This window comes from Alkalihalobacillus pseudalcaliphilus, from assembly GCF_028610675.1.
Classification (GTDB): Bacteria; Bacillota; Bacilli; order Bacillales; family Bacillaceae_D; genus Alkalihalobacillus; species Alkalihalobacillus pseudalcaliphilus.
In genome coordinates this window covers 20,593-39,854 of sequence record NZ_JAQQWS010000020.1, presented here as the reverse complement: position 1 = coordinate 39,854, position 19,262 = coordinate 20,593, and the positions used below count along the sequence as shown (strand labels likewise).

The 19,262-nt window shown below is 38.8% G+C and carries 14 protein-coding genes; 9 read left to right on the top strand and 5 right to left on the bottom strand.

What is annotated here, in order from left to right; translation table 11 throughout:
* The first annotated feature begins 280 nt into the window (after positions 1–280).
* From PQ479_RS21045 to PQ479_RS21020, 6 genes are all read left to right on the top strand, one after another.
* Complete coding sequence (locus tag PQ479_RS21045; RefSeq protein WP_047990713.1) at positions 281–1,552, top strand: MFS transporter; 1,272 nt, start codon at positions 281–283, stop codon at positions 1,550–1,552.
* Between the two features lie 582 nt (positions 1,553–2,134).
* Positions 2,135–2,671, top strand: a complete 537-nt coding sequence (locus PQ479_RS21040; protein WP_047990681.1) for a hypothetical protein — start codon at positions 2,135–2,137, stop codon at positions 2,669–2,671.
* Positions 2,672–2,810: 139 nt separating this feature from the next.
* On the top strand, positions 2,811–3,719 hold the full coding sequence (locus PQ479_RS21035; RefSeq protein WP_337957133.1) for an AEC family transporter: 909 nt from the start codon (positions 2,811–2,813) through the stop codon (positions 3,717–3,719).
* Between the two features lie 538 nt (positions 3,720–4,257).
* Positions 4,258–4,608 carry a hypothetical protein gene (locus PQ479_RS21030; RefSeq protein ID WP_047990682.1) on the top strand — a complete coding sequence of 117 codons (351 nt, stop codon included), beginning with the start codon at positions 4,258–4,260 and terminating at the stop codon, positions 4,606–4,608.
* Positions 4,609–4,777: 169 nt separating this feature from the next.
* On the top strand, positions 4,778–5,971 hold the full coding sequence (locus PQ479_RS21025) for an ornithine--oxo-acid transaminase (protein WP_047990683.1): 1,194 nt from the start codon (positions 4,778–4,780) through the stop codon (positions 5,969–5,971).
* A 29-nt stretch (positions 5,972–6,000) separates the two neighbouring features.
* The gene (locus tag PQ479_RS21020) at positions 6,001–6,438 is read left to right on the top strand and encodes a hypothetical protein (RefSeq protein WP_047990684.1); all 438 of its coding nucleotides are present in this window, start codon (positions 6,001–6,003) and stop codon (positions 6,436–6,438) included.
* A 257-nt stretch (positions 6,439–6,695) separates the two neighbouring features.
* Here the strand turns inward: PQ479_RS21020 and helD are convergent, their stop codons facing one another.
* From helD to PQ479_RS21000, 4 genes are all read right to left on the bottom strand, one after another.
* Positions 6,696–9,047: an RNA polymerase recycling motor HelD gene (gene helD / locus PQ479_RS21015; RefSeq protein ID WP_047990685.1), complete on the bottom strand. Its 2,352-nt coding sequence runs from the start codon at positions 9,045–9,047 to the stop codon at positions 6,696–6,698.
* Positions 9,048–9,593: 546 nt separating this feature from the next.
* Entirely contained in the window at positions 9,594–10,334 is a 741-nt protein-coding gene (locus tag PQ479_RS21010) for a Fic family protein (protein ID WP_047990715.1), read from the bottom strand.
* Between the two features lie 416 nt (positions 10,335–10,750).
* On the bottom strand, positions 10,751–12,301 hold the full coding sequence (gene pruA / locus PQ479_RS21005; protein WP_047990686.1) for an L-glutamate gamma-semialdehyde dehydrogenase: 1,551 nt from the start codon (positions 12,299–12,301) through the stop codon (positions 10,751–10,753).
* A gap of 249 nt (positions 12,302–12,550) precedes the next feature.
* Positions 12,551–14,143, bottom strand: coding sequence for a sigma-54 interaction domain-containing protein (locus tag PQ479_RS21000; RefSeq protein WP_047990687.1), 1,593 nt, complete (start codon positions 14,141–14,143; stop codon positions 12,551–12,553).
* 566 nt (positions 14,144–14,709) lie between these two features.
* On the opposite strand from PQ479_RS21000, the gene PQ479_RS20995 reads away from it, so the two are divergent.
* From PQ479_RS20995 to PQ479_RS20985, 3 genes are all read left to right on the top strand, one after another.
* On the top strand, positions 14,710–15,633 hold the full coding sequence (locus tag PQ479_RS20995; RefSeq protein ID WP_047990688.1) for a proline dehydrogenase family protein: 924 nt from the start codon (positions 14,710–14,712) through the stop codon (positions 15,631–15,633).
* Positions 15,634–15,657: 24 nt separating this feature from the next.
* Entirely contained in the window at positions 15,658–17,007 is a 1,350-nt protein-coding gene (gene rpoN, locus PQ479_RS20990) for an RNA polymerase factor sigma-54 (protein ID WP_047990689.1), read from the top strand.
* A gap of 790 nt (positions 17,008–17,797) precedes the next feature.
* Positions 17,798–18,382: a hypothetical protein gene (locus tag PQ479_RS20985; protein WP_047990690.1), complete on the top strand. Its 585-nt coding sequence runs from the start codon at positions 17,798–17,800 to the stop codon at positions 18,380–18,382.
* A 36-nt stretch (positions 18,383–18,418) separates the two neighbouring features.
* Here PQ479_RS20985 and PQ479_RS20980 read toward each other — a convergent pair whose 3' ends face one another.
* Entirely contained in the window at positions 18,419–18,712 is a 294-nt protein-coding gene (locus tag PQ479_RS20980; RefSeq protein WP_273717197.1) for a hypothetical protein, read from the bottom strand.
* Positions 18,713–19,262 lie beyond the last annotated feature (550 nt).

Below are 19,262 nucleotides of genomic sequence, written 5' to 3'. Positions count from 1 at the left end.
GGTGGGGGGGGGGGGCGCCCCCCGCCCCCCCCCCCCCCCCAACACAATCCATACTAAAAGAGAGTGGAAACATTATAGAGGAGTATTTACACAATATTCAGGACTTGACTGAAAAAAGAGGAAGAAAGCCCGAGCGACCGGTGAATCTTGGGGTTGCAAGTGGAAAAAATGCGCCGAATGCGGTGTAAACCCAAATACGTAAAATACTTATTTATAATTATTCCTAGCGAAATCCAGTGATGGTCAGATAAAATAAAGTGGGCAAGTGGTTGAGGAAAGGATGAATGTATTGGGGGAACAGCTTGTAAATAAAAAAGAGTGGGAATCAGCGATCTCACCTCAGAAAAAAACACAGCTCTATAGAAGAACGCTGTGGATTATTGTATTGTCACAAATTTTTGGAGGGGCCGGATTAGCGGCAGGAATTACTGTAGGTGCTTTACTTGCCCAAGAAATGCTCGGCTCTCATGCCTATGCAGGTCTTCCAACCGCCTTATTTACATTAGGATCTGCACTTACAGCGTTTTTAGTTGGTAGGTTTACACAGCAATTCGGTCGAAGATTAGGGCTTTCAATAGGCTTTTTTGCTGGAGGTTTAGGTGCGATTGGGGTAGTAGCTGCAACTGTTTTGGGTCAAGTATGGTTATTATTTATTTCTTTATTTGTGTATGGGGCTGGGACTGCAACGAATCTGCAAGCACGTTATGCAGGAACTGATTTAGCGTACCCGAAACAGCGGGCCACGGCTGTTAGTATTGCAATGGTTTTTACTACTTTTGGTGCTGTTGCAGGTCCGAATTTGGTTACTGTAATGGGTGGCGTAGCAGTACGATTTGGTATACCTGCACTTGCAGGGCCATTTATACTTGCGGCTGTCGCTTTCCTATTAGCAGGTGCTGTTATTTTTGTTTTTCTAAGACCCGATCCATTTATTGTCGCACAACAAATTGCGATAGAAGAAGGGAATAAAAAAGGGGTACAATCGGAACTGATTGAGGCTTTTGATAAAAGAGGGGTAATAGCAGGCGCAGCAATTATGGTTTCAACACAAATTGTTATGGTCGCGGTGATGACAATGACACCCATTCATATGGGACACCATGGTCACGGTTTACATCAGGTAGGAATGGTCATTGCGGCTCACGTTGCCGCAATGTACTTACCTTCTTTAGTAACAGGAGTATTGGTCGATCGACTTGGACGCAGAATCATGGCGATTGCTGCTGGTGTGACATTGATCGCAGCAGGTCTTTTTGCTGCATTCGGTCCTGCAGATTCGCTCTTGAATTTAATGATTGCTTTAATTTTATTAGGGTTAGGTTGGAATTTTGGCTTAATAAGTGGAACGACGATACTCGTTGATTCGACGACTGCAACGACACGTGCAAAAACACAAGGCTCTGTGGATGTATTAATTGCTTTAGCGGGTGCCACGGGTGGTGCATTGTCTGGAATGGTCGTGGCTCAGTCCAGCTATGCGACTTTATCGTTAGGTGGAGGTGCTCTCGCATTATTGCTGATTCCATTTGTTGTGTGGATGCTAAGAAAGTAAAAGGGGACTAGGATGAATGTGAGTCCAGCGTTTCATTTATTATAGTCAAAGAGCTAGGTTTGAAGTGAAGCAACTGTACGTATTTAAAAAAATGCCTCCCCAATTAAAGGGAGGCGAACAATGGGGGATTCACAACCGTATATGCTGTGAAAAGGAGTGGAGCATTATGCTCACTTAAATCATACTATACTAATAGGAAAAGTCAATAATTAAATTAGAAAAAAATGTAATTAAAAAATGACAGTATTCGACGATACCATTCAACACTCTTTTAAAGCCAAAAGTAAAATTCAGTCAAATCTTTCTATGACCTTATGAGGCAGGATTCATGAGTTCTTTTTCTTGATCTTTTTATCTCTTGTCCTAATTGCAATGTCCAATGTAGAAAGAGCAGAAAATCAATTAATTAGGTATGTGGGGATAACTAGCTATTTAGTATACTTTTCCTTTATCCTCTATCAAGTAATAGAGTGGGCAAAGGTCTTATTTAATTAAAATGTCTGTTTATCAATTTTTAATTATTGAAAAACGATAAAAATAGTAGTATCCTATTCATAATTCTTCAATTAGGATGGTGAATAGATGCTATTATTAATTGCACTCTTATTACTTGTTGTTATATTTATTGGAATAGCAATTTCTGTTCAAAATAAAAGAATAGGTTTGCTCTATTTTTTGATGTTATTCGCTTGTTTAGCCATTTATATGTTTCGGCCATTCCTGATACTGTCAACCGACCTCAGTGGAGAAGCGATTGGACCATTTGAGATTAACAAGCAATTAAATGAAGAAATAATTGCAGAGTTGGGTCGCTACTCCAAACGAGAGGTGGATAATGGCTACTACTATCAAAATGATTTATTGTTTATTTCTACGGAAGTAACTGGTGTCATTCAATCTATCTCTATGGGTAACGCTAATTATGTAACAAAACGTGGTGTAGGTAGTGGAGATTCTGTTGAAGATGTCGAAGAGCGATATGGTCGACATTATTATACGTATCAGGAAATGGGTTTAGGAGAAGCGATGGTTTACAGGGACAGACGAGAGAAAATTAGTTTAACCTTTTGGTTTGTTGAGGGTAAGATCCGCACAATTTGGTTATCATCAAAAGAATAAAAAGGAGCTAACTCTATTCGATATAAGCTACTCTTATTGGATTTCATTACAAATTTCGATTATTCAAATCGTGATCTAAGAAGTAAAATAGGAAGTACGAATCTTATTATGCAACAGGATAGGAGTAAAGAGGGTCACGATTATTTTTCTAGATGTTATTTTGCCTATACTAATTTTAATGGCACTTGGTTTAGTGATACAAAAAAAGTATCAATTTCAACTAGCGCCCATCTCTAAATGGTTGGTTCATTGTTTTATGCCAGCAGCTGTATTCCTAAATATATATCAAGTACATATTGACTTCTCATTGCTGGCTCAATTACTTATGTATTTGCTGATTTTTACTATAGCGATGATTTTTATTACGTATATAATCGGTAAGGTATTTAGTGTACAGGATCATGAAGAAGCCGCTTTAAAAAATAGTATATCCCTCATGAATTCAGGTAATTATGGTTTGCCAGTGAGCCAACTCATTTTTAGTGCTAATCCACTTGGTGTCTCGATCCAAATTTTTGTGCTGATTTTTCAAAATATGCTGACATATACGTATGGTCTATACAATTTATTATCGACGACAAAGTCCTTTCTGGAAATTATGAAATCCTTTTTAAAGCTGCCGCTCATTTATGCACTAGTCTTGGGCTTATTCTTTCAAATCTTTGATCTATCACTGCCTTCGTTTCTTCTTTTTCCAATTGAACATCTGGCCAATGGGTTTGTTGCTGTTGCTTTACTTTTACTTGGAGCTCAACTGGCTAACATTCAAATTCGCGTATTTCACCGTGTGATAACTTTGGCACTAATCGGAAGGTTACTAGTGGGTCCACTTGTCGCTGTGGGTGTAATTTATCTTTTGCAAATAGATGGTGTGATGGCACAGTCGTTATTGATTGCGAGTTCTTTTCCTACTTCAAGAAATACAGCAACGTTGGCACTTGAATATGATGTCGCTCCAGAGCTACATGCACAAATCGTTTTGTATTCTACTTTGTTAAGTAGTTTAACGGTTACTTTTGTGATTTATCTGGCGTTGTTGTTATTTTAATGGGGAGAGTTTTGCATGAAAGTGTACTTAGGGGCGAGAGGTTGTGCCTTGAAGTTAGCTCGTCATCCATCTTGCGATAAATGACCTTAACAGGATACTGCTCCCTTTTGTTCGTGCGACTCCTAATGGGGTGATGGAGTTGTAAACCGGCTAACTGTTTAAGAAGTCGCCACTAATTTGATATTTTAATGGATGTTATTTGTACTTGAGAATGAGCAGTACCCAGCGGACGAAAATATGCGGAGACTCCCGCGGGACGTAGTGGTGGGCTGAAATCCACTGGCTGTGCCAGTTAGTTCAGCACCACCCCGCAGGACGCGAAGCATAATTTTCGGTAGCGACGAGTAACGTTCAATGTTCGCAGTTTCATATAAAAGTAAAGTAATGAAAAGTGACCAAAGTAAGAAGTAAAAATAAAATTAACAAAGTATCACCAGTCAAAAAGGAATGAAGAAAGGGCAACGATAAGTTGTTACTATGAGTTGCATTGCACTATTTAGGGTATTTCGATTTTGAACAATAAAAGGAGGTTATTTATTTGAGAAAAGATATATTAGTTGGTTGTGTTCTAACTGTTGTATTTTTACTACTAACAATCTTCAATTTCCCGGAGTATCATTTGTTTTTATTGGCTTTAGTATGGAGCTTGGATTACACAGCAACGAAGCTTTTGGGGATGAATCTGTTCATTAAGAAAAATTGGTTTTATCTTGTAATTAATTATTTGGCTGTCCTATCACCTTTTATTTATACGGTTATATATATGACAAGTAGCTTCATAAAACTGTACGCACTTTACTTTTTTATTTTTATGATTGTGATTAGCTTTATAATTAGGTTTTCTTCCAGTCGACTAATACGTTCTGAACCACAGAAAGAAGTGATTTAGCATTTATTTCAGTTATATTTTTCAGCTAGGTCAATTAATGTGAGCTTAATATGTTTATACGTAGAATGAGAAGGAAAAACGATGATTTCATGGAATAAATAAAGTGTAGAGAGAATAGCTACATCTGATTTAGAGGTAGATTCATAAAATATGGCTAGGAGGTTTTCCGATGTCAACAGTTGATATTCTAAAACAAACGGAGAAATATGGGGCTCACAATTATCATCCATTACCGGTCGTTATTTCCGAAGCGAAGGGGGTTTGGGTGCAAGATCCAGAGGGAAATCGCTATCTTGATATGTTAAGTGCATATTCTGCTGTGAACCAAGGTCATTGCCATCCTAAAATCATAGAGGCATTGAAAGCCCAGGCTGAAAAGGTGACGCTAACCTCAAGGGCTTTCCATAATGATCAGTTAGGTTTCTTTTATGAAAAGGTCGCTCATTTAACGAAAAAAGAGATGGTTTTGCCGATGAATACGGGTGCTGAGGCAGTTGAAACAGCTGTTAAGGCAGCAAGAAGATGGGCGTATGATGTTAAAGGTGTAACGGAAAACGAGGCTGAAATCATTGTATGTGAAGAAAATTTTCACGGTCGTACGATGACGGCGGTGTCCTTATCTTCCAACGAGGAATATAAGCGTGGATTTGGTCCAATGTTACCAGGAATTAAAGTGATTCCATATGGTGATATCAAAGCGTTGGAAGGGGCAATCACGGAGAATACAGCTGCTTTTTTACTTGAGCCCATCCAAGGTGAGGCAGGTATTATTGTGCCACCAGAAGGATTTTTAAAGGAAGCCAAGGAACTTTGTCAAAGCAACGAGGTTTTATTTATTGCCGATGAGATACAAGTAGGATTAGGAAGGACAGGTAAACTTTTCGCTTGTGATTGGGAAGAGGTTGTACCTGATATGTATATCCTTGGAAAAGCGTTAGGCGGAGGTGTTTTTCCGATCTCAGTCGTCGCAGCAAACAAAGATATTTTAGGCGTATTTGAGCCTGGTTCCCACGGTTCGACTTTTGGTGGTAACCCACTCGCTTGCGCGGTTTCTTTAGCTGCGTTAGAGGTGATGGAGGAAGGGGATCTAGTATCTCGTTCACTGGAATTAGGACAATATTTAAAAGAACAATTAATAAAAATCAATAACCCACTTATTAAAGAGGTGCGTGGTAAAGGCCTATTTATTGGTGTTGAATTAACAGAGTCTGCTCGCCCTTATTGTGAGCAATTAAAAGTACTTGGTTTGTTATGTAAAGAAACTCATGAAAAAGTGATTCGCTTTGCCCCACCATTAGTCATTACCAAGGAAGAGCTTGATTGGGCCTTGGAGAGAATCTATAAAGTGCTCGAACAGAAATAATCGACACATAAAAGGGGGGAAGTGTCCTCATGGAGCCGTTACAGATTATTTGGTGGTCACTCGTCTGGGTATTAATGGGGATTGTATTACTTGTCACTTTCTTCTTAAAGCGTTTGTGGTGGAAATACGGATTTGCTATAACCGGTTTGGTTTTCATTATGGCAGTAGGCTTTTCATTCGTACATCCTTATTGGATTGATTATCAGGTTGAGAAAAAGATCGAGTTACTTGATGGGTATTTAGAAAAGAATTACCCAGGTGAAACATGGGAGTTCAAACGAGTACCTCATCGTGAGGAAGGCTACACTCACACAAACCCTTATCATATTCAAGTTGTTTTTGATAACGAGCCTAGATTCATGTATACGTATTGGGTTGAAGATGCAACAGATATTTATCAATCAGGTGGTGAATGGCCAGAAGGTTGGAGCGGAGAACGTGGCTTACATGATGAGATGGAAGAGTAAGAGTTGAAGCCACCTAATTGGGTGGCTTCTTTGCTGGGGGTGTTCCTGCTCTTTCATTCAAATGGAGCGGCATATCAGATTATTTATTTGATTTCATTAAATGACTATGAATTGAGTGACGATTAAGGAAAACAACTTCGCAGGACACACAGCATGATCTTAGGGAACGACGAGCAGGGCTCCACACAAAACTAACCTTACACAAAGGAAAAACACCTCCGAAAAGCCGGTAGGCAATCAGAAGTGTCTCAAAAAAATCACCGATGTAAATGTTTTGCCTCAATCATCTCATTAATTAATGGATGATCTAAAAAGCTCGTCGGCCTCCCAATACTAAAGAGCTGTAATTGATGCATCGCTCTCGTACAAACCGTATAAAAAATTCTACGCAAGCTCTCCTCTTCGTAAACGTCTGCTGAAGCATCATAAATAATCACTGCATCAAATTCAATTCCCTTTGATACATAAGAAGGGACCACGACAACCCCTTGCTCATATTCAAGCGAGGTACTCTTTAATAGCTTCAAGTCATTAATATCAGAGAGAGAAGAAAAGGCTGCGAAGCTCTCTGCCGCAGACTTACAAACAATCGCAATGCTTTGATAGCCTTGTTCTTGCCACTCGGTTACTTGAGCGGTTATCGCTTGATGTAACTCGTCTCTACTAGATATGAAAGTAAGCTGGGGTTTAACTCCATCACGATTAAAAGGAACGATGTTTTGTCCATTGGCAACAAGCCTGCTTGTAAAGTCAATAATGGGTTTTGTTGAACGGTAACTTCTCGTTAATTCAATCATTTCAGTTTGTTCAGCACCATAAAGGCTTGTAAGTGTGTTAAAGTTATCCTGCTCATGGGCATGGGCAAAGATTGCCTGATTAAAATCACCTAAGACGGTCATTCTTGCCACAGGAAACAATCGTTTTAAAAATTCGAATTGAAATGGAGAGTAATCCTGTGCCTCATCAATAACGATTTGTTTGATTGAACGGTTTGTTTGGAAGCCTTGAATCATCTCTTTTAATAATAAAAAGGGAGTAGCATCTTCATAGTATAGTATATTTTCTTTAAGTGCTTGTGAAGTTGTCTCACATATAGCTTCCCATAAAGATGGTTTTTCTGATGTTAACCATTGGTGAATAGGAGTTGAAATTGAGAAAAGCTGTTGATAAATCGCTTTAAAATCAACAAACTGATAGGATTGTACGTATTCTCGCAATGGCTTTATTTTTTTGCGAACAATGAGGTGGGCAAGTGCTTCGGGTTCTACCTCATAATCTGAAATATCTGCCCTTTCGTAACCACGTTTTTTCGCTAAAAAAATTCTCGCCTTATGGTATTGCTCATTACTCAGTAGCTCAATTTCTTCTTGGACCCAAGGCTTTCCACGCTCCCTTTTATGGAATGATGATAATTCTTTTAATAACCAATCACGTAGTTTCTCAAGGCGATTATGAAAGCTAAGAGATGAATCTATGGAGTAAAAACGCTTGGTCAACTTCTCGGCGGTAATAATTGTTTGTCCGCGAAATGGAATGTCGGTAAAAATCATGCCATCTACTGCTAAAGATTGGCGATAGGATTGCATGGCCTTAAAAAATTCAGTGGATGCTTTGAAACGAATACTTGCGATCCTTGAATGATACAAACGGTTTTTGGTTGCTGTTAGAACATATTCAAGTTGTTCATAAGGGTTCTCAACTTGAAATAGGTCTCCAAGTCGATATTGTAAATATTGTTGGAAAGTGACTTGTTGCATATTTTCTTCGCCAAGTTCAGGTAAAACATTTGAAACATAACTACTAAACATCGTATTGGGTGAGAAAAGTATAATTTGATCAGCGTTAATTTGTTCGCGGTATTTATAAAGTAGATAAGCAATTCGTTGTAAGGCTGCCGATGTTTTCCCACTTCCAGCAGCACCATGTACGATTAGCAGGCGTCCTTTGTCATGACGGATAATGCGATTTTGCTCTTGTTGGATCGTGGCAACGATACTTTGCATATGCTTATTCGTGCTTTGTCCGAGGACTTGTTGTAATATTTCATCACCGATTGTAAGGCTGGTATCAAACATCGACTCGATTTTGCCTTTACGAACTAAGTACTGAAACTTGTTCTCTAGCTGGCCATTCATGCGCCCGCTTGGTGTTTCATATTGAGCAGGGCCGGGCTGGAAGTCATAATAGACACTAGAAATCGGGGCACGCCAGTCGTAAATGAGAAACTCTTCTCCACTTTTATCGGTAAGGGAGGAGAGGCCGATATATATAGGCTCAGAATGGTGACTTCCTTCCTCAGTGAAGTCAATGCGTCCAAAATAGGGTACTTGCTCCATGCGATGTAAGGTCGATAAACGTTTTGAAGTGTGCTGGTGTGTACTTTGGCTTACAGATAGAGCTTGAGCTTCCTGACGTAAACCAATAATTGTTTCAAGATAATCATCAAATGTATCGGTATTGACCTTCACTTCATCCCAAAAATGTTTGCGCGTTTGAACGACCTCATTTTTACGCTTTGCCGTTTCATTACTTAACTTTTTTGTTTCTGCTTCGATTACGTCCAATACCAATTCCAATCGTTTCTGCTCCTGTTGAATTTCTAATTCCAAAGCAAACACCCCTTTAAAAAAAGTTAATTTACAAGCTTGACATCAGCACAGAGTTTAGGATATAATTATTATAGGATAAGTACGTCCCGTTTTTATTTTTGTGCGTATCTATATAAATATATCATGTTAAGGAAGTGTGATCAATACTGATCATGCTTTTATTTAGTTGTTATGAAGAATAAGAACAGGTTCGATGCTGTCCGTCCTTCAGGGTGGTGCTGAACTAACTGGCATAACCAGTGGATTTCAGCCCGCCACTACGTCCAGCAGGAGTCTCCGCATGTTTCCGTCCGCTGGGTTACCCTAAATTCTCTAGTTCAAAAAATAATCTTAAAACATTCATTAAATTGAATGAACAAAAATCAAAGTGAATGAAAAGCCAACAAATAAAAAAGCTATCCCTATCAGTGCTGTGAGTACCTAGTAACAAAGGCTTTGCCTGAAAGTGATTAATGGATGCTAAATCCTTCTCTCTAATTCATCGATTAAAAAAACAAGCTTTAATACTAATGCTTAGTATTTAAGAGCTTGTTTTCTTTTTTACCATTACTTAATCATACTAATATAATTATGAAGGCTATCTTTTACGCACTCCGCGATTAGTTCAATAAATGGTACGAGTTGATTTTGGACGCTGGCAAGTTCTAGAGTATTGTAGTACTCAAGTCTTTGATTATCTTCTGCCTTCACAATGGCAGGTGGATATCCATGTCCCATCAGGATAAGGTTCATTAGTAATCTTGCAGTACGGCCATTTCCATCAGAAAAAGGATGAATATAAACAAATTTAAAGTGAAAAAGTGCTGCTAATTGAACAGGATGAAGTTCTGTTTTATTACTATCATACCAGGAGAGTAATTTTCTCATCTCTTCATCTAATTGTAGAAAATGTGGCGGTGTGTGTTCACTTCCAGAAATTCTAACGTTAACACTACGGTATCTCCCCGCATTACGGTCATCAATATTTTTAAGAATAAGATGATGAACATCTTTTACGGTTCTTTCAGTTAATGGTGTCTGATTTTGAACCTGTTCTTCGATAAAGTGAATGGCCTCGGTATGGTTCATTACTTCAAAGTGTTCTTCGAGCTTTTTCCCACCGATTGTGAGCCCCTTTTCAATGACGACTTTCGTTTCTAGTAAAGAAAGTGTGTTCCCTTCTATCGCATTTGAATGATATGTCCAATCTACTAGGTAAAACGCCTTTAGATTTTTGACTACCTCTGGAGGAAGTGGTCTGTAATGATCGAGTTCTTTCTTGAATTGGTCAATCTGTTCAAAATTCATTATCATATTTAACCCTCCTGTTTACTAATCTCTGCGACTTACACAAAGGTACGGTTATTTCTTACATATTCAATTAAAGGATAAATAATTTATCCTTTTCTTCTTGATTCGGGAGGTATGCCTTGCAACTTCCTCAGTCTAAGCCAACGGGAACGGATTCAATATTCGTTGTGATTTTATTTCGCTGCAAAATTTCTAAAGTTTCTTGGATGGAATAATTTTTTTATTGATTCCAACATACATCAATTGTTGTATTAGTTCAATCAGTTAAGTAATGGCGGCACCACGTGATTGTCGCGTAGCGTGATTTTTGGGAGTGAAGAGTAGAACTCCGCATACTAGCATTAATCAACTTCCATACAAAAAACTCTCAAAACCAATATGGTTAATGAGAGTTTTTCATTTATTACTAGCTATTAATGTGCATCCGAAACAGTCTTAGGCTGCATAAATAATGTTAAGTAATCTGGTCCGCCGGCTTTAGAATCAGTACCTGACATATTGAAGCCTCCAAATGGTTGATACCCAACAATTGCTCCTGTACACGTACGGTTGAAGTAGAGGTTACCGACGTGGAACTCATGGCGCGCTCTTTCTAAGTGACGACGATTATTAGAAATTACAGCGCCAGTTAAACCATACTCCGTGTTATTAGCGATTTCTAACAACTCATCAAAATCTTTCGCTTTAGAAAACGCAACAACTGGACCGAATATTTCTTCTTGCATAAGACGAGCGTTCGGTGCTACATCTGCAAAAACAGTAGGGCGTAGGAAGTAACCTTCGCTATTATCGGCAGTTCCGCCAGTCATTAAGCGACCTTCAGAAGAGCCGATTTCAAAATATTGCTTCACCTTGTCAAAGGCAGCTTGGTCGTTCACAGGTCCCATATAGTTCGCTTGATCAACAGGGTTACCGACTGTTAGTTTCTCAGTTTCTGCGACAACCTTTTCTAATACTTCATCATACACATCCTCGTGGATGACGGCTCTTGAGCAAGCAGAACATTTTTGTCCAGAGAAACCAAAGGCTGATTGAACGATCGATTGAACAGCGATGTCGATATTGCTATCACTATCAACGATAATCGTATCTTTACCACCCATTTCAATAGCGACACGTTTGAACCATTTTTGTCCAGGGTGTACTTTAGCGGCACGCTCATAAATGCGAACGCCAACTTCTTTAGAACCGGTAAAGTTGACAAATGCTGTTTTCGGGTGGTCAACTAAATAATCGCCGATTTCTGAACCGCTACCTGGGATGAAGTTAACAACGCCAGCTGGAAGACCGGCTTCTTCAAGAACTTCCATAAACTTATAAGCGATTACTGGTGTTGTACTAGCTGGTTTTAATAACACGGTGTTACCTGCAACAACTGGAGCGACTGTTGTTCCTGCCATAATAGCGAATGCGAAATTCCAAGGCGAAATTGTCACACCAACACCTAATGGAATGTAATTGTAAGTATTATGCTCAATGAATTCACGGCTGTTAATTTTTACGCCGTCTTTTAGTTCTAACATTTGGCGACCATAGTATTCTAAGAAATCGATTCCTTCTGCAGTATCAGCGTCTGCCTCTTTCCAAGGCTTCCCAGCTTCGTATACGAGGTATGCAGAAAATTCATGTTTCCTTTTACGAATAATACCCGCTGCTCTGAATAAAATCGCAGCACGTTCTTCTGCTTTCCATGTCTTCCAAGATTTGAATGCCTCTTGAGCCGCTTCATGTGCTTGCTCGGCGTGGTCGCGAGAAGCTTTTGATACATAACCGACGACCTCTGAGTGGTTCGCTGGGTTTTCTGAAGTGATTTTATCATCAGTAAAGATTTTCTTGCCACCAACAACGATTGGATATTCTTTACCTAATTCTTTTTTGACTAATGCTAAGGCCTCTTTAAAAGCTGTTTGTTCATTATGATCGCTAAAATCAGTAAATGGTTCATGTTTGTATTCCCAAGTCATGTGAATCATCCCTTCTTCATTCTTATTTTGGAAGATTAATTGAACTCATCTTTTCAACATTAAATATTATTGCAATATCCGTGCCAACTTTTTTGGTACAGCCTTATTAGCCGGTTTATCTTATACTAACACTATTTATCTTTACTCTATGCTTATGAGCTTAGTGACTAGGTTTATACATTAGTGTAAATCTTTAGACATTTTTGTATAAGTCATCTAAATGGAACTATCATTATGTGGCGTTATGGCTTATTTGTAGGTAACTAATTGGAATTTTTTCATTTTATTATATAAGGTGGCTCGTGAGATACCTAATAATTTCGCAGCAGCAGAGCGGTTTCCATATGTTTTTTCTAAAGCTTTTAGTAATTGTTCTTTTGTTAATTGAGTATGGTGTCTTTCCTCGGCTTCAACTGTCGCTGGTGGTTGCCCTGGCTGATTGGTTGGAACAAAGTTCTTTTCCAGAAAATGTGCTGGTAAATGCTTAGCTTCAATTTTATCCGTATCACTACCTAAAATCACAAGTCTTTCAACCGTATTGCGTAATTGTCTTATATTTCCTTGCCAGTTATGTTGCATGAACGCATACATCACTTCGGAGTCGATTTGTGGAGCGGGTATGGAATACTTAAAGGAAAACTCTTTTAGAAAAAGTTGAACGAGTGCCGGGACATCCTCTAACCTCTCGCGCAATGAAGGTATTTGGATGGAGATAACATTGAGACGATAGTATAAATCCTCTCTAAACAAACCATCCTGAACCATCTGCTCGATATTGCGGTTCGTTGCACTTATGATACGAACATCAAAAGGAATAGATTCAGTTCCGCCGACACGATAATATTGTTTCTCTTGAATGACCCTTAGTAACTTGACTTGTAATTCCAGTGGCATTTCCCCGACTTCATCTAAAAAGAGCGTTCCTCCTTTAGCTAAATCGAACTTTCCTTTTTTGCCACCGCGTACCGCGCCAGTAAAAGCTCCTTTATCGTAGCCGAATAGCTCGCTCTCAAATAAAGCATTAGGAATGGCTCCACAGTTAATCGCAATAAAAGGCTTATCCGTTCGTTTACTCGCATGATGAATACCTTCTGCGAATAGCTCTTTACCGACACCACTTTCCCCGGTAATTAAGACAGGTGCATCAGTTTTGGCGACTTTTTTTGCTAGATCGATTGCTTCTTGAAGATTAGCACTACGTCCTTTTATTTTTTGGAAGGCTTGTTCAGTTGAACCGTTTACATTTTGTTCTAAGTCGTGCAAATAGGCCGTTGTTTCAGAGAGATGCTCATTTAATTTGACCATTTCAGTGATGTCCCTTTCGATGGAGATGCCTCCGACTACCTCTCCGTCTACTAAAATAGGGGCACTGTTAATAAGGACATGTACGTGATGGCGCGGCTGATTATATTGTTGTCTGATTCCAACTTTATTCTCCATAGTAGCCAGTAAAATTAAGGCTTCTTTATCAAAGAAATCGGTTATCGGCTGATCGATAATTTGCTCAGGTGATACGTGGTACATGTCTTCAGCGACTTGATTCCAGGCTGTGACCAAGCCTTCACGATCCGTAATGGCGATGGCGTCTTCGACATTAAGTAGGAGAGTGTCGTAATGGGCTCTTAGTTGTTTAGAGTAATGAAAGAGTTCTTTCATGAATTGGTTGATAGGGATCCAGCCAATTGGTTGACCGTCTTTTCCTTCTATTAATAAATCTTGGTTGAAATCTAATTGTTGCAAGGATAATAGATCATCATCTGCAGATACAATTTTCATATTTTGTACGGATAGGTTCTCTTGCAGAGGTAGGAGTAAATTGGATAATTGAAAAGCTGTTTTCAAGAAAAGCCCTCCTTAGTGTCAATGTATAAGACAAAAGTGTATATGATTCTTTCATCATATACAAAAATGTCTAATAATTCTATATCTTTTTATATAAAAGTTAACTAAAGGCGATATGCTCACCTTCGATAATCGCTCCGCGAATGGGGGGCACACTTTCCGCCGGTTAGCTCAGCCTGCCCTCTCCTCCTGCAGGAGTCGGCCACCTCATTCCCTCCGCTTGGGTTGGTGCAGACCTCTTAGCTCGTGCGTTTCTCATACAAAATAAATGAATGAAGAACCCAAAAATAAAACAGAGTCAAATTGAATGAAGTTCCACCAGTCAAGGAATTAAACACCAGTCTTTTCTTTGTTGGTGGCAAAGTGAACGGGGCTTTGCTATGTGGTTTTACATGAAAGTTAATGCGAACATGGAGCGTAATTCGTCGCTGCCGAATATCATGCGGCGATTGAGTGTCTTAGTCTGAATCAATTATGTGTGGATGGATGTTAACAGTTGATTTTTTGGCGCGTTTTTTGCAAATAGCATTTATAAACATAAATTTGAAGTGTTAAGCGGAGGGATCATGATGGTCATTGACAAAGTTTCTCGTAATTTCTTTTTATTTTTATCGCATAATCGTCTTATTAGTAGTGGGGCAAAGAAGTGGGGTCTTAAATTCGGTGCCTCACAAGTAGTGGCTGGAGTAAAAATAGATGAAATGCTACAGGCGTTAAAAAAGCTCAATAGTCAAGGTCTTGTTTGTACAGTTGATCACTTGGGTGAGTATGTAAAAACAAAGGAAGAGGCAGAGGAGTCTACGGAAATGGCATGTCAAACGCTTGAAGCGATTTCACAATCTGGTGTTTCTTCGCATATGTCAGTCAAACTTACTCAGCTTGGGTTAGATATTGATGAACAGTTTTGCCTAGACAATATGAAAAAAATCGTTCGTACCGCGAAAAAGCATCAGATTTTCATTCGTATTGATATGGAAGATTATTCTCGTTGTCAAAAGACATTAAATATACTAGCTGAATTAAGAAAAGATTATGAGGATATCGGTACGGTCATTCAAGCTTATTTACATCGGGCAGAAAAGGATGTAGACGAAATGAGTCAATTTAGCTTAAGATTAGTTAAAGGTGCATATAAGGAATCAGCCAAAGTCGCTTACCAAGATAAGGAAAAAGTTGACGAGAATTATCTTACTATTATAAAAAAACATCTTGTACAGGGGAAATATACAGCAATCGCGACTCATGACCATCATATAATTGATCAAGTAAAGCAATTCGCTGCAGATAATAATATCCCGATATCTAGATTTGAATTTCAGATGTTATATGGAATGAGAACGGAACTACAAAAAAGTATTGCTGATGAGGGCTATACGATGCGTGTTTATGTACCATTCGGTAAAGATTGGTACGGGTATTTTATGAGAAGGCTAGCTGAACGTCCGCAAAATGTGATGTTTGCAGTAAGGGGACTATTCTCGAAAAAGTAAATTTGTTGTAAGGGGTGAACGAGGATGCTTGATTTTAGTTTAGTGCAAAAGCAAAAGACAGAACTATATATGACAACAGAACTACGTCATGCCATATCCTTGCTTCAATTATCAACCCAAGAATTGATTGCCCATGTAGAAGAGCAGGCGTTAGAGAATCCTTTATTAGAGCTGGAGCAACCTAAGGAAAAAGAGATAATCAAACATGATGAAGTAGAACGTTATGACTTTCAAATGAATGCACGAAGTTATGAACGCGAGGAAGAGAGTTCATGGTTAGAGCAAGTTTCGGATGAAACGAATGAGTTACAGCCGTTTTTGCTAGAGCAAACGAGATTACTTGCTTTATCAGAGCAAGAGTTTGGAAGAGTCGCGTTTATCATTCAGCATTTAAATGATGATGGATATTTAGCTTTTCCGTTATCTGAGCTATCCTATGATTTAGGGATATCAGAAACAGAGGCTGAAGAAACACTAGCCATTGTTCAAAAACTCGATCCGCTTGGCGTTGGTGCAAGAAATTTACAGGAATGTTTACTCATTCAACTTAGGGGCAGGAAAAATCGTTCACCACTAACAGAAAAAATAATTACTTTCCATTTAGAGTCGCTCGCAAATAAAAAATGGAAACAAATTGCAAAAGAATGTGAAATTTCTTTAGTTGATGTTCAACGTGTCTATGATGATATTCAAACGTTGCAACCGCGGCCAGGTATTAACTATCAATCTACACTTACCAAATATGTTGCACCAGACGTTAGTACTTTTATTGACCGAGAGACGGGGGCCATTACGATCCAGGTTCATATGGAGCGATTGCCGAGGATAAAAGTGAATGAGCATTATACTCAATTGAACTCGGAACAGTTAAATGAAGAAACGAATCGTTATGTTAGGGCCAAATATGATGAAGTAATGTGGCTTATGACTAGTATTAAAAAAAGGCAATCCACGTTAAGGAGAGTCACAGAAGTTATTGTCAACTATCAGGCAGATTATATCTTTAACCAGAAGCCGTTAAAGCCTTTGATTTTGAAAGATGTCGCTGACGAGTTAGATATTCACGAATCTACGGTCAGTCGCGTCACAAATAATAAGTATTTGCAATCGCCTCGAGGTTTGATGGAATTGAAAGCGTTTTTTTCGGTGGGGATACGTTCTGAGAGTGTGGAAGAAGGGAACTCCACTGCGTCTATTAAAGATTTAATGAAGCAACTTATTGATAATGAAAATAAAGAAAAGCCTTTATCCGATCAAAGAATAGTAGTCGCTTTACAAAAGCAATATCAAATTGACATCTCCCGCCGTGCGGTTGCTAAGTATCGTGACGAATTACGGATACCTTCGTCTAGTAAAAGAAAAAGGTATTTATAATAATGTGAAACAATCAAACTTCTATTTTGACATTCCTATCCATGTCAAAATAGAAGTTTTTTGCTAATTTTGAAACAAAATAGAAAGTTATCTCGTATTATTAATAAAGAACTGTAGGGAAAGTCGATTTACAGGCGTCTATTAATAGAAAGTAGGATCTAGGAGCATAGCATAAGTCATAAAAATTATCACAAAAACTAATGAGAGAAAAAGTGTTAGAGTTGATAGTTGACATCAGCACTATTTTTCCAAAGCCTCTTTGGCTCGATTTGAAAGCGAGTATTTGTAGAAAAAGGTAAGATGCGTGTGTACGCCACCAACAAAGATGAAAGTGGTGTCTGGCTCTTTAACTGGTGGCTTTTCGTTCAATTTGCCTTTGTTCTTTTTCTTTTTAAAAGAATAGTGTTCGATTGTTTTTTGGACTTGAGAATTTACAGTAACCCAGCGGGCGAGTCATGCGGAGACTCCCGTGGGACGTAGTGGCAGAGCTGAGCTCCAGCGGCGTAGCCGATTAGCTCAGCGCCACCCCACAGCATGATTTTCGGTAGCGACGAGTAACGTTCTATGTTCGCACTAACTTTCATACAAAATATATATTCTTATTTTGTAAAAAAAAGGTTATAATGAAGCGAACAAGAAGATGGACTGTCCGCTCAGTCTAAAGACGGATACATAATCACTCTCTAGCTCATTCTATGAATCAAGTATCTCATACATAATAAAGTAGACCATAGTGATTAAATATATAGAAGTCAATTAAGCCTTTCTATGAGGAGTAAGGATTGATGATATGAAGACAAAAAACATATACATCTTATTATCAGATACAGGAACGTTGTTTGCGAAAGCAATCCGTATGTATACAAAAGAAAAATTAAATCATGTCTCGATCTCATTTAATGAAGAATTAACTGAGTGTTACAGCTTTGGCAGAAAGCGTCCGCACAATCCGTTGTCTGGTGGATTCGTGAAGGAAGATATGCATTCTTATATATTTCAGCGAGCCCATTGTGAAGTATATTGTCTTCAAGTGAGTGAAAGCGACTACGAAAAAATGAAGCGTAAGGTCGAGCAGATTTCCATTCAGCGAGAAATGTATCGCTACAATATTTTAGGAATGATTGCTTTAATGTTTCAGTATAATCTAAAAAGAAAAAATGCTTTCTTTTGTTCCCAGTTTGTAGCCACAATTTTAAATGAAGGGGAAATTCCTGTTGCTCAGTTCGCACCTAACTTTATGCAGCCGAGCCATTTTCCGAAGTCCCCGTATCTACTTCAAATTTATGAAGGGCCACTACGATTTTATCCGCTGTTAGAAGAAAATCGAGAGTTGCATTTATTTATGAAGGCGAATCGGTTTGAAAAAAGTATTTGATTTTATAAAAGGCTATTATTTCTTCTATTTCATTAATTACCGATCGTGAAAAACCATCCTTATTATTAAACAATAAGGATGGTTTTCTTCCGTGCAGGGTCTATTTATATCCGCCGCCAGGGCCTCCTGGACCGTAGCCGCCTCCCCATCCCCAACCACCGAAGATGAAGAAGAAGATGAATAATACGACAATGATAGCAATTCCAAAGCCACCACCACCGTAGCCGCCGCCATATCCACCACCATAACAAGGCGGGGGAGGAGGAGGGCAACAACCATAGTTAAATCCACCACCATAATATCCCATGAATGAACACCACCTTTAAACATTGGGTAAGAAACATATGGTTTCTTGTATACTCATTTTATGGGTGACAACCATAAAGAGTGAAGGAAACCGATGAGATTGGGCATTCACCTGAGGAATAGTCTCTCTAAGTAAATGATAAAACAAGCTTTGATTTTAGAATTATCAAAAAATGACTTGCATTTCTTGGAAACATCGTCTAATATGGTGAATGTGATGAAACTAATTTTGAGGAAAAGGAGGTACGGTGTTATGCATAATCAAGTATTTGTGATCAAAAGCGCTCGGTATGGTCAATTAAATAAGCAGCCGTCCTCTGGAAGAACTCCTGACTTGTAAACGATATAAGGGCGGCATGATTATTGTCGTCAATTCAAGTGAGTTTGCCTTGTGGATACAAAGCATATCGCCATGACGCGGTATGCTTTTTTTGCGTTTCAATCATTAGTATTTGATCACGGAAAATCATGTTTTGACATGGAATTAGGGAGGAGAAAGGAAGATGAAGAATATACCACGAGCACAAGTTATTTCAATTGGGGAACTAGAAGGCGGTTAGTTAGTAGAAAAGGG